Annotated in this window: 12 protein-coding genes (1 of these 12 cut by a window edge); 4 read left to right on the top strand and 8 right to left on the bottom strand. The window is 57.9% G+C overall.

The annotated features are described in order from the left end of the window. The 4 genes from pssA to KHO07_RS04415 form a co-directional block, all read right to left on the bottom strand. Nucleotides 1-827 carry the 5' portion of a CDP-diacylglycerol--serine O-phosphatidyltransferase gene (pssA, locus tag KHO07_RS04430; RefSeq protein ID WP_075949521.1) on the bottom strand. It extends 31 nt beyond the left edge of the window, so only the first 827 of its 858 coding nucleotides appear in the window; it begins with the start codon at nucleotides 825-827; the stop codon falls past the left edge of the window. A gap of 145 nt (nucleotides 828-972) precedes the next feature. Then, entirely contained in the window at nucleotides 973-1989 is a 1017-nt protein-coding gene (gene ilvC, locus KHO07_RS04425; RefSeq protein WP_003228216.1) for a ketol-acid reductoisomerase, read from the bottom strand. A 45-nt stretch (nucleotides 1990-2034) separates the two neighbouring features. Beyond that, complete coding sequence (gene ilvN / locus KHO07_RS04420; RefSeq protein ID WP_003176102.1) at nucleotides 2035-2526, bottom strand: acetolactate synthase small subunit; 492 nt, start codon at nucleotides 2524-2526, stop codon at nucleotides 2035-2037. A gap of 2 nt (nucleotides 2527-2528) precedes the next feature. Further along, nucleotides 2529-4253 (bottom strand): acetolactate synthase 3 large subunit, encoded by a 1725-nt coding sequence (locus KHO07_RS04415; RefSeq protein ID WP_150734794.1) that lies wholly within the window; start codon nucleotides 4251-4253, stop codon nucleotides 2529-2531. A 400-nt stretch (nucleotides 4254-4653) separates the two neighbouring features. Between KHO07_RS04415 and KHO07_RS04410 the strand changes: the two genes are divergently transcribed. Then, entirely contained in the window at nucleotides 4654-5076 is a 423-nt protein-coding gene (locus KHO07_RS04410) for a DUF4124 domain-containing protein (RefSeq protein WP_212626556.1), read from the top strand. 29 nt (nucleotides 5077-5105) lie between these two features. On the opposite strand, the gene KHO07_RS04405 is transcribed toward KHO07_RS04410, so the two are convergent. Genes KHO07_RS04405 through mrcB form a run of 3 tightly spaced genes read right to left on the bottom strand, consistent with a single transcriptional unit; the run spans nucleotide 5106 to nucleotide 8510 of the window. Beyond that, entirely contained in the window at nucleotides 5106-5441 is a 336-nt protein-coding gene (locus tag KHO07_RS04405) for a YqcC family protein (protein WP_075949519.1), read from the bottom strand. Beyond that, nucleotides 5441-6175 (bottom strand): hypothetical protein, encoded by a 735-nt coding sequence (locus KHO07_RS04400; RefSeq protein WP_150734792.1) that lies wholly within the window; start codon nucleotides 6173-6175, stop codon nucleotides 5441-5443. Before KHO07_RS04400 ends, KHO07_RS04405 begins: the two co-directional genes overlap by 1 nt. Before the next feature lie 16 nt (nucleotides 6176-6191). Beyond that, a complete protein-coding gene (mrcB, locus tag KHO07_RS04395; protein ID WP_150734791.1) occupies nucleotides 6192-8510 on the bottom strand; it encodes a penicillin-binding protein 1B in 2319 nt (772 codons plus the stop codon). 115 nt (nucleotides 8511-8625) lie between these two features. Between mrcB and KHO07_RS04390 the strand changes: the two genes are divergently transcribed. The 3 genes from KHO07_RS04390 to KHO07_RS04380 all read left to right on the top strand — a co-directional run bounded on the left by KHO07_RS04390 (nucleotide 8626) and on the right by KHO07_RS04380 (nucleotide 11134). Continuing rightward, nucleotides 8626-10182 (top strand): bifunctional aminoglycoside phosphotransferase/ATP-binding protein, encoded by a 1557-nt coding sequence (locus KHO07_RS04390; RefSeq protein WP_212626555.1) that lies wholly within the window; start codon nucleotides 8626-8628, stop codon nucleotides 10180-10182. Nucleotides 10183-10272: 90 nt separating this feature from the next. After that, the gene (locus KHO07_RS04385; protein ID WP_212626554.1) at nucleotides 10273-10617 is read left to right on the top strand and encodes a pentapeptide repeat-containing protein; all 345 of its coding nucleotides are present in this window, start codon (nucleotides 10273-10275) and stop codon (nucleotides 10615-10617) included. A 244-nt stretch (nucleotides 10618-10861) separates the two neighbouring features. Next, a complete protein-coding gene (locus tag KHO07_RS04380; protein ID WP_007971093.1) occupies nucleotides 10862-11134 on the top strand; it encodes a TfoX/Sxy family protein in 273 nt (90 codons plus the stop codon). Nucleotides 11135-11439: 305 nt separating this feature from the next. Here the strand turns inward: KHO07_RS04380 and KHO07_RS04375 are convergent, their stop codons facing one another. Further along, entirely contained in the window at nucleotides 11440-12312 is an 873-nt protein-coding gene (locus KHO07_RS04375) for an ABC transporter substrate-binding protein (protein ID WP_212626553.1), read from the bottom strand. Between the last annotated feature and the right edge of the window lie 34 nt (nucleotides 12313-12346).

The following is a 12346-nucleotide window of genomic DNA, read 5'->3' as shown; positions in this document are numbered from 1 at the left end:
AATAAGTACTGCACCGGGCCAGAGGCTGCATAGGCGAGGAACACCAGCAGCAGAATGCGCGGAGGATCACTGAACACGACGGCGAACACCAGCACGACTGCGAGGATGGCCACAAAAGGTACGCGCCCTTTCAGGTCCAGCTCCTTGAAGCTGTTGTACTTGATGTTGCTGACCATCAGCATGCCTGCTGCCGCGACCATCAACGCCACCAGGAAAGACATCTTGGAGCCCTGAATCCCGTAGTCGCTGAACGCCCAGACAATCCCTGCTACAACCCCAGCGGCAGCCGGGCTGGCCAGACCGATGAAGTAGCGTTTATCGGCGGTACCGACCTGGGTGTTGAAACGCGCCAGACGCAACGCAGCGCCTGCTACATAAATGAAGGCGACCATCCAGCCAACCTTGCCCATGTCGCCCAGTGCCCAGCCAAATGCCAGCAGTGCCGGCGCCACGCCGAAAGCGACCATGTCCGACAGCGAGTCGTACTCGGCACCGAAAGCGCTCTGGGTGTTGGTCATGCGAGCCACACGGCCATCGAGGCCGTCGAGCACCATGGCGACAAAGATCGCGATGGCAGCAAAAGCAAAGTACTTGCTTGCGCTGATTGAGTCGCCGGCGCTCAAGGCGGCCTGCGCACTCATCGAGTTGATGATGGAGTAGAAACCTGCGAACAGGTTCGCAGTAGTGAACAGATTCGGCAGAAGATAGATACCACGATGCCGGACTTTACGGCCTTCAGCGTCGTGCCCTTCTTCGACATGTTCATCGATGGGCAGCAGGCTTTCGGCGTCAGAGGCCTGGTTTGGCTCTTCGGGACGTTCGCTCATGGACAATACCTTGCAACAGGGTGGAAAGTTTCGACAGGTGTCTGCGACGACGGTTCGCATCGCAAACGATGCAGCTTTATACCAGAACCGGCGATCCAAACGAAAAAACGCGGCCTAAGCCGCGTTTTTCGTACAAGCGTCAGACTTAGTTTTTGGCTTTGTCGACGATCTTGTTGGCACCGATCCACGGCATCATGGAGCGCAGTTGCTCGCCGATGATTTCGATACCGTGAGCGGCGTTGTTACGACGCTTGGCGGTCATCGAAGGATAGCCGGTAGCGCCTTCGCTGATGAACATCTTGGCGTATTCGCCGTCCTGAATACGTTTCAGGGCGTTGCGCATGGCCTGACGGGATTCGGCGTTGATAACTTCCGGGCCGGTCACGTACTCGCCGTATTCGGCGTTGTTGGAGATCGAGTAGTTCATGTTGGCGATACCGCCTTCGTACATGAGGTCAACGATCAGTTTCAGTTCGTGCAGGCATTCGAAGTAGGCCATCTCCGGCGCGTAGCCAGCTTCAACCAGAGTTTCGAAACCGGCTTTAACCAGTTCAACGGTACCGCCGCACAGAACGGCTTGTTCGCCGAACAGGTCGGTTTCGGTCTCGTCCTTGAAGGTGGTTTCGATGATGCCGGTACGACCGCCACCAACGCCCGCCGCGTAGGACAGAGCAACGTTTTTGGCGTTGCCCGAAGCGTCCTGGTAAATCGCGATCAGGTCAGGGATACCGCCGCCTTTCACGAACTCGGAACGTACGGTGTGGCCTGGAGCCTTCGGCGCGATCATGATCACGTCGAGGTCAGCGCGTGGCACTACCTGGTTGTAGTGGATCGCAAAACCGTGGGAGAAGGCCAGGGTAGCGCCCTTCTTGATGTTCGGCTCGATTTCGTTCTTGTACAGCGAAGACTGGAATTCGTCCGGGGTCAGGATCATGACCAGGTCGGCAGCTGCAACGGCGGAAGCAACGTCAGTCACTTTCAGGCCATGGGCCTCAGCCTTGGCAACGGTAGCCGAACCTTTACGCAGGCCAACGGTAACGTCAACGCCGGAGTCTTTCAGGTTGCACGCTTGAGCGTGGCCTTGGGAACCGTAACCGATGATGGCTACTTTCTTGCCCTGGATGATCGACAGATCGCAGTCTTTATCGTAGAAAACTTTCATGAATTTCCCCTATATCAGGCCGTTCAGGCCATTCGCTAATTTGGTTTAGATGCTGAGTACTTTGTCGCCGCGGGCAATACCGGTCACGCCACTGCGGACGGTCTCCAGAATCGAAGCGGTGCCAATGGACTGAATGAAGCTGTCGAGTTTGTCGCTGGTACCGGTCAATTGAACGGTATACACGCTGGCACTGACATCGACGATCTGTCCACGATAAATATCGGTGGTGCGCTTGATCTCGGCGCGCTGGGCACCGGTAGCCTTGACCTTGACCAGCATCAGTTCGCGCTCGATGTGAGCACTTTCCGACAGGTCGACCAGTTTGACTACTTCGATCAGTTTGTTGAGGTTCTTGGTGATCTGCTCAATGACCTCATCGTGACCGACAGTGGTCAACGTCAGACGCGACAGGGTCGGGTCTTCGGTTGGCGCCACGGTCAGGCTTTCGATGTTGTAGTTGCGCTGCGAGAACAGGCCAACCACACGAGACAGAGCGCCCGGTTCGTTTTCCAGAAGCAAGGAAATAATGTGCCGCATGATTAAGTACGCTCCGTCTTGCTCAGCCACATATCGCGCATGGAGCCGTCTTTGATCTGCATCGGGTAGACGTGCTCGCTGGTGTCGACCGAAATATCGATGACCACCAGGCGATCCTTCATGGCAAACGCTTCTTCCATCTTCGACTTCAAATCTTTCGAATCGGTGATGCGCACGCCAACGTGACCATAAGCCTCTGCCAGCTTGACGAAATCAGGCAGCGATTCCATGTAGGAATGAGAGTGGCGGCTGCCGTAGCTCATGTCCTGCCACTGACGAACCATGCCCAGTACACCGTTGTTCAGGATGACGATTTTTACCGGCAAACCGTATTGCAGGCAGGTCGACAGTTCCTGAATGTTCATCTGGATGCTGCCCTCGCCCGTTACGCAGGCGACGTCATCGTCCGGAAAGTTCAACTTGATGCCCATGGCCGCCGGGAAACCGAAGCCCATGGTGCCCAGGCCACCGGAGTTGATCCAGCGGTTCGGCTTGTTGAACTTGTAGTACTGCGCCGCGAACATCTGATGCTGACCCACGTCGGAAGCGACGAAGGCATCGCCCTTGGTCACTTCGCACAGGGTTTCGATCACGGCCTGTGGCTTGATCACGCTGCCGTCGCCCTTGTCATAAGGGAACAGGCCGCGATCACCGCGCCACTCGTCGATCTGCTTCCACCAGCTGGCAACGGACTCCTTGTTCGGGGTCTCGCCGATTTCCTTGAGGATCGCGACCATTTCGGTCAGGACGCTCTCGACCGGACCTACGATTGGCACGTCGGCCTTGATGGTCTTGGAAATCGAAGCCGGGTCGATGTCGATGTGAATGATCTTGGCGTTCGGGCAGAACTTCGAGGCGCCGTTGATCACGCGATCGTCGAAACGAGCGCCGACTGCCAGGATCACGTCAGCATGGTGCATCGCCAGGTTGGCGGTGTAGCTGCCGTGCATGCCGAGCATGCCGATGAACTGACGGTCGGTGCCAGGGAAACCACCCAGGCCCATCAGGGTATTGGTCACTGGCAGGTTAAGCATTTTCGCCAGTTCGGTCAGCGGCGCGGAGCCACCACCGAGAATCACACCGCCGCCCGAGTACATCACAGGACGCTTGGCCGCCAGGAGCATTTCAGCCGCCTTGCGGATTTGCCCGGAGTGACCGCGAACGGCCGGGCTGTAGGAGCGCAACTTGGCTTTTTTCGGGAAGACGTATTCGAACTTCTCGGCCGGGTTGGTCATGTCTTTCGGGATATCGACAACGACTGGCCCCGGACGACCGGATTGTGCCAGGTAGAAAGCCTTCTTCATGACTTCAGGGATTTCCGACGCGTGTTTGATCATGAAGCTGTGCTTCACGATCGGCCGGGAGATACCGATCATGTCGGTTTCCTGGAAGGCGTCGGTACCGACCATGGTGCTCGGCACCTGGCCGGAAATCACGACCATCGGAATGGAGTCCATGTAGGCCGTGGCAATACCGGTGATGGCGTTTGTGGCGCCAGGACCGGAAGTCACCAGTACCACACCGGCTTTACCGGTGGCACGGGCGTAGCCGTCAGCCATATGGGTAGCCGCTTGTTCGTGACGAACCAGGATGTGGGTCACTTCCGGTTCTTTGAACAGGGCATCGTAGACATGAAGAAGAGCACCACCCGGGTACCCGTAGATATATTTGACGCCTTCGTCACGCAAAAAGCGGACGAGCATCTCACCGCCAGATAAAAGCTCCACGTTGCTCACCTCTAAAACGCCAGAATACCGCCCACGAAAAATGGGACGGGTCTTAATAGGTTTACTTCTCTGCAGAGCATGAGCGACGGTGGTCGCCGACTACGTCAGCACTGACTGAGCAAGTATTGGGATCGTCCCAAGTGTTGCGGGCTTCTCCCACCCAGCGCGAGGTAACGCGTTGCGGGTGTAACAGGTCGGCGCGGATGTGCGCCTCATGATCTGCTGAGAGGGTCTGCTTCTGGCAGTCCCTGTACAGCGGACTTTGGATTCTTCTGTTTCGCCCTTCGCAAGTCAAGCCGTCTATGTGCTTTATTCTAGTAACCGCATGAGAACGCAAGAAAAAACCTATAAATCCCATGTGTGTTAGCTTCAATTGCGCAACTTTTGACTAGGAATTGGCATGCGTACGCACTTCTACATCGCTGGCCTGTTGGTGGCCATCAGCCCGCTGTCCATGGCCGCGCAGGTTTACAAATGGGTCGACGCCCAGGGCGTTACCCATTTCGATGCGCAACCGCCCCAAGGCCAGCCAGCCACGACCATCGTTACGCCGGCGTCATCCGTGAGCAAACCGCCCGCTCCCACTGCCAGTGGCGCCATTGGCGATCAACAGGCCATCGACAAGAGCGTCAAAAAGCAGGTCGCCCGGCAGCAGGCCGAATTGAAAGTGTTTTGTGAACAGGCGCGAACGAACCTGGCGCAGTTGCAGAACAACCCGCGTATCAGGGAGGAAGTGGAAGGAGAGCTGCGCCGCCTGGACGACGCACAGCGGCAGGAGCGCATTGGCGAAACGCAGAAGCAGATCGCGCAGAACTGCGAATAACCCCTGCAAACTCCTACAAAGAACTGAAGTTAGCGGGAAGCGGTAATGAGCAGGTCGAATTCTTTGAGCAATACCTGCAACTGCCGATCCTTGCCCTGGACATTGCGGCCAGCGAAAACCATTTCGGCCATTTCCTGAATTCCGGATGCATTGGGCAACGGCAGATCCTGCTCCAGGATCGCTTTCATGCGGGGCAGGAAAATCCATTGCAGCCACTGCTCAAAATCCAGCGTATCAACCGAAAAGGGTTCAACGCTGGAGAGCGCCTCAGCGGATGGCGGGACGTCGTCCCACCAGCCTTGCACGCGCAACTCACGCTCGATCAGCAGCAACTGATCGGCGATTTTAAGAAAGCGTGCATCCATTACGAAGTAACCTTGGCTTTCTGACGGGCCAGTGCGGCACCAGCGGAATCACCCTGCTTCTCACGTGCCTGGGCGATCAATTCCCACAGGCTGGCCTGAAGCGCCGGGCGACCATTGGCGAACGTCAGGCCCCGACGTGCAAATTGCTCGGCCTGTGGCGCATCACCTTGAGCCATACGCACTTGCGCCAACCGATAAAGCACTTGTGGCTCACGCGGCGCAACTCGCTGGGCGCGCTCCAGGCTTGACGACGCACCGTTCAGGTCACCGCCGGCCTGTTGCTGCTGAGCCGTGGTCAACAGCGCAAGGACCGGACCGTCCAGTTGCTCGTCAGCGGACAGGCCGCCAGAGCTGGCCGAAGGAATACCGCTCGGCGTTGAAGGCATGCTGTAGCTGCCCTGGTTGATCGGCGCGGACTGAACCGGCGAGGTATCAATCGGCCCCGGTGTAATCGGGCCTGGCGTAATCGGCGTGGTGCTGATCGGTGTCGACGTTGTCGCACCGCCACCCGGCACCATCACAACGACGCCGGTATCGCCCTGTGGAATTGCCTGAGGCTGAGATTGCACAGGACGTTTGACCGTTGTCTGACGGTATCCACCGTTCGCTGAAACGCGCTCACTGTTGGAAACCGCGGTACCGGAATCCACAACCGGAATCGAACCACGCTGTACAGAGGAACAACCGCTGAGCACAGCTACGGCGGCAACCGCTGGAATCAACCACTTGTTCACTTGAAACCCTCTTTGCTTAATTCATCCAGCCTTTGACCCAATCCATCACCGACTCTGCAGGGTTTTCACCACCACATGCGGCGCCTGGAGGCGGTTCGCTGCCGCGAATATACGGCATCTGCACGGCACCCGGGCAACCGGCATCGGAACCTTGCCCGGTTCGCGAATCGACCCAGGCCTGAACGATATTGTCCGGCTGCGGCATGTCCAGGGGAAGTGGGTCTGCCTTGCGCATGAAGCTGGTCCAGACCTGCAATGCGCCGGTTGCACCGGTGAATGGCGTCTTGCCGTTGTCATCGCGCCCCAACCAGACCACCGCCAGCAAGTCCTGACTGAAACCGGCGAACCAACTGTCCCGGGAGTCGTTACTGGTCCCCGTCTTGCCCGCCAGGGTCAAGGTTTTTGGTAACACGTTGTAAACCGAACTGCCGGTACCTTCACGCATGACCCGCTGCATGGCGCTCTGGACCAGGTAAATCGATGCCGGGTCGAACCGCTGCTGAATCTGGAACGGGTAACGCTTGAGCGGTTCGCCCTCCGCCGTCAGCACGCTGCGAATCCCGCGCATTGGCGTGTTGAAGCCGCCGTTGGCGAGCGTCTGGTACATGGTCGCGACTTCAATCGGAGTCATGCCGCCGGCGCCCAACAACATCGACGGGAAGGCCGGAAATTCGCGACTCACACCCAGGCGCCCCAGGGTCTTGAGTACATTCGGCACACCCACCGCCAGACCGAGACGCGCCGTCGACAGGTTGTAGGAGTGCGCGAGGCCCTGATAAAGGAAGACCGTACCGTGGGAACGGCGATCGTAGTTTTGCGGCTTCCAGACCTGGCCGTCCGCACCTTTAACCGAGAACGACTCGTCCGACAGCCAACTGGTCAATGTGTACTGGCTCGGCTTCTCCAGCGCCGTCAGATAGACCGCCGGCTTGATCAGCGAGCCGATTGGCCGCACAGCATCCAGTGCGCGGTTGAACCCGGCAAAACTGGCCTGGCGACTGCCTATCATGGCCTGAACCTCACCGGTTTCCGGATTGGTCACGACCATGGCCGCTTCCACGTCGTCGGAGCCTTTGCGCCCGGAAAGGCGCTTGAAGGTGTCATTGACCGACGCTTCGGCCTTCATCTGCAGGATCGGGTCAAAACTGGTGAAGATTCGCAGGCCTTCTTCGGTCAAGTCTTCATCGCGATAGTCTTCACGCAATTGACGCTTGACCAGGTCCAGGAAGCCTGGGAAAGAGCTGTCCGCCAATTTGCCTCGCGTTGTCACGCCCAACGGCATTTTCTTCGCGGCAGCAACCTGCTCGGCGCTGGCAACACCTTGTTGCTCAAGCACATCGAGCACCAGATTGCGCCGCTCCAGCGCCCGCTCGGGATTGCGACGCGGGTTGTAGTAAGACGGACCCTTGACCATGCCCACCAACATCGCGACTTGATGCAGCTTCAGTTCGGACAATGGCTGCCCGAAGAAGAACTGGCTGGCCAGACCGAAACCATGCACCGCCCGCTGACCATCCTGACCAACGAACACTTCATTGAGGTAAGCCTCTAGAATTTCTCGCTTGTCGTAATGCAACTCAAGCAACATCGCCATCATGGCTTCAGTGAGTTTACGGCTCAGGCTGCGTTCGCTGGTCAGGTAGAAATTCTTGACCAATTGTTGCGTGAGCGTACTGCCGCCCTGGGTCATCTTGCCGCCAGAGGTGTTGACGTAGACCGCTCGCGCAATCGATTTGGGCGACACACCCCAGTGGCTGTAGAAGTCCCGATCTTCAACGGCGACCAGCGTTTCCAGCAAATACGGCGGGACCTGGTCGATTTTGATCAGAATGCGGTCTTCGAGGTTCTTCGGGTAAATCCCGCCGATCAGCAGCGGTTCCAGGCGCACCACGGACAACTTCGAACCGTTCGTCGCCGAGAGTTCGGCGACATAGTCGCCGGAGAAACGCACGCGCACCGGCTGTGCCTGTTCCATACCTTCGTAGAACTGGAAGCCACGGGTATTCAAGTCGACAGTATTACCATTGACCGCCGCCGCGCCGGGGCCATTGCTCACACTTTCACGGCGATAGCCCAAGGCATCGAGCTCGGTGAGAAAGTCGTCCCGGCTCAGCTTTTGTCCGACGAACAGTTCAAGCGGACGCGCGTAAACCTTGGCCGGAATCGTCCAGCGCTTGCCGGAGAACTTCTCCTGCACCACGGCATCGAGATAAACGGCGAATCCGGCCAGCACCACAAGGCCGACCAGACTGAGTTTAAGGGCCCAGCCCAGCCAAGGCCGCAAGCCTCGGGAAGGTGGTTTTTTTGGGGTACGGGGGGTTCGGGTACGAGTCATGGCGGCGGATTATACGCACTTTATTCATACTCAACAGGAGCCCTCCGAGTTTGCGTTAGGCTGGCTAGACGCCATAATGACGGCCTGAATTTTTCCAGACTCTGAAGGATCGCCCGTGAGCCAGTCCCTGATCGCCGCCCTGCAAAACCCGGCCCTCTACCCGCATGCCGTAAACGGGTTCCAGCTCATCGAGACCCACATTTCCTGGGTACTGCTGACTGGCGACTTTGCTTATAAAGTGAAGAAGCCGATGAATTTTGGCTTCCTCGACTTCACGACCCTGGAAGCGCGCAAGCATTTCTGTGGCGAAGAACTGCGCCTGAATCAGCGCCTGACCGATGATCTTTATCTCGAAGTGTTGCCGGTGACTGGCACTGCCGAAGCGCCTCAACTGGGCGGTGACGGCCCGGCCATCGAATACGTACTGAAAATGCGCCAGTTCCCACAGACCGGGTTGCTCAGCACCCTGCAAGCCAACGGCGAACTGACTACCGCGCACGTCGATGAGCTGGCGGCGCAAATCGCCCGCTTCCACCTCAACGCACCGAAGGTCCCGGCCGAGCATGAAGCCGGCACCCCCGACAGCGTGATGGCCCCCGTTCGCCAGAACTTTGAACAGATCTTGCCGTTCCTCAGCGACAAGGCTGACCTGCAGCAACTCGACGCTTTGCAAGCTTGGGCCGAGAGCAGCTTCGAACGCCTCAAGCCACTGCTGGCACAACGCAAGGTCGACGGTTTCATCCGCGAATGCCATGGCGATATTCATTTGGGTAACGCCACGGTGATCGACGGCAACGTGGTGATCTTCGACTGCATCGAGTTCAACGAACCGTTCCGCTTTACCGACGTCTACGCCGACAGCGCGTTCCTGGCGATGGACCTGGAAGACCGCGGCCTGAAATGCCTGGCACGACGCTTCATCAGCCAATACCTGGAGCTGACCGGCGACTATCAGGGCCTGGAACTGCTGAACTTCTATAAAGCCTACCGCGCACTGGTGCGTGCCAAGGTCGCACTGTTCAGCATGCCGGCCGATGCCACGCCGGTGCAGCGCGCTACCAGCCTGCGCCAATACCGCAACTACGCAAACCTGGCGGAAAGCTACAGCACCATCCCTTCACGCTTCATGGCCATCACCCACGGCGTTTCCGCGGTAGGCAAAAGCCATGTGGCCATGCGCCTGGTGGAAGCATTGGGCGCCATTCGCCTGCGCTCCGACGTAGAACGCAAACGCCTGTTCGGTGAGCAGACTGTGTCGAACGACGTTCAGGCCGGCATCTACAGTAGCGAAGCCAGTACCGCCACTTACCAGCGCCTGCATGAAATTGCCGAGGCGATTTTGCACGCCGGTTTCCCGGTGGTGATCGACGCGACTTACCTCAAGCGCGATCAACGCGACAGCGCTGCGAAAGTTGCCGAAGCGACTGGCGCACCGTTCCTGATTCTGGATTGCAACGCCCCGCAAGCGGTTATCGAGAGCTGGCTGCAGCAGCGTCAGGCTGACAAATCCGATCCGTCCGACGCGACACTGGCCGTTATTGAAGCCCAGCAAGCCAGTCGTGAAGCCCTGACGCCAGCAGAAATTCTCTGCAGCAAACGCGTCCAGACCAATGAAAGCGGGACCCTCGACACCGTGGTGGAGCAAATCCGCCAACGTCTGCCAGGGCTGTAAAAAGTATTTCAGCCGTGAAGCCTTCTCCGGCTTCACGGCTGTCAGATAGTGGCACTATACTGGCGTCATAAAACCAACAGGTGATGCGACATGAGCCAGCCGAAACTTCTCGACACCCCGCTTTATGCCTTGCTGCACAAAGACGACATAACAGGCTTCAACAACGAACGCCCGAAGGAAGGGTTGATCGACATGGTCGGAGGCGATTTCCGTGGCCTGGATCTGCGCGAGTTGAATGCGGACGGTATCGACTTCACCGATGCCTATTTTCGGTCCGCCGATTTGCGTGGCATCGATTTCCGCAACGCTTCGCTTGAGGGCGCGAGCCTGGCCCACGCGCAAATCTCCGGTGCCTACTTTCCTGCGGAGCTCAGCGCCGACGAAATCCTGATGTCGATGAACTTCGGAACCCGACTGCGTTACCGCACACGCTAACCCCGTGCGTAAATTGACAAGTCCGGCGCCCCCGCTTTGCGCTGGACTTCGGGCAGGTTCACTTTGAATCCAGACTATTTCGCCGCCACTCCCTACCCTTTTCGCAGATTTTAACGACACGCCTGCCTGACACCTCTTAGAAGCTTTTGCGTCGAAAACGACCAAACAATCACGCTTTTCCTACTGATGGCTACACTCCTCAGAAGCTTGCCCACGCACCATTCGGCCATCGCAAGGAGGCTTGATGAATGATGAACTGCAACACCTGAAAAATCTTGGCAAGACGTCGGCGCAGTGGCTGCATGCCGTGGGCATCCACAGCGCTTCGGACTTGCGTCGCCTCGGGGCGGTGGATGCTTATCGGGCCGTGCGCACGCGCGGGTTTCGGGCTTCCAAGGTGTTGTTGTATGCGATAGAAGGCGCCCTGATGGATGTGCACTGGAATGACATTCCAGCCGAGCGCAAAGAGGCCCTCAACAAGCAACTGGAAGCCATTTCATCACGCCACAAGAACTGAATAGCTACGGCTGCAATCCGGGGAACGTACTTGTTGCAAAATCAGCACACTAAAAACGACAGATCAATACCCAAGGATTTCAATGGCTTGCATGTAAAGCACGACACCAAGTCGATGAACGAGCAATCAGCTGTTGACTTGGTAATGAGAATCGCTATGATTATCACAACTGGTCGCGAGACTGGTCGATATTCTGAAAAGCCCTTGGTTCGGACTCTCAGATTATCTCCTCATCAGGCTAATCACGGTTATTTGACCCGGCTCTTGCCGGGTCTTTTTTTGCCTGTGGAAACGTCAGCCTGAATTTACTGACTCTCTGCATCCGGATAGAAACCATCGGACAGTGTTTTCACGCTGTCGGGTAGCCGTGGCCCCAATCCACCGACGAGCAAGGTTGGATCAAGCTCGATTACCCGCCCATCCCTGGCTGCACGAGTGGAGGCCAGAATCGGGTTTTCCTTGAACAGCGCTGCCCGCGCCGCATCGCCGCTCATAGCCCTGTCGGCAAAGACCAGTACATCGGGATCCAGACTCACCAGCGACTCGTTGGAAAATGGCTTGTAGCCGGTATGGGTCGCCAAATTGTGGCCGCCCGCCCGTTGCAGCAGCCAGTCGGCGGCGGTGTCCTTGCCGGCAATCAACGGTTTGCCGCCAGCATGACCAAGCACCAACAGCACACCAGGGGATTGTTTCGTCAGTTGTTCACGGGTCACCCGGATCTTCTGCTGCTCAAGCGCCTGTTGATAAGTGGCCAGCAACTGCGTTGCGCGGTCTTCGGCGCCGAGCAACTTGCCCAAACGCTGAAGGTTACCCTGCAAAGTGGAGAGATCCGGTTGCGCCGAGAACAATTCGACCCGAACGCCCGCGCTGCGTATTTGCGAAAGCACCGGCGGCGGACCCGTTTCTTCGGTACCGACCAGGATCTGCGGACGCAAACTCAACACGCCTTCGGCCGAAAGCTGCCGCTGATAACCGATGCTGGGCAGCGCCTTGAGGGATTCAGGATGCTGACTGGTGGTGTCGACGCCCACCAGTTTCGACTCGCCACCCAACGCGCTGACCCACTCCGACAATGCTCCCCCCGCGCTGACCCAGCGCTGCGGTAATTCGTCGGCACTGGCGTGATAGCTGACGAAGAGTCCGGTACAGAGTGCAGCGACACGGGTACTCAGGCGCATAAACAGCTTCCTTTAGGGGTTTCCCGGGCATCGA

The organism is Pseudomonas sp. PP3, from assembly GCF_905336995.1.
GTDB classification, from domain to species: Bacteria; Pseudomonadota; Gammaproteobacteria; order Pseudomonadales; family Pseudomonadaceae; genus Aquipseudomonas; species Aquipseudomonas reinekei.
This window is presented reverse-complemented; position numbering and strand designations above follow the sequence as displayed.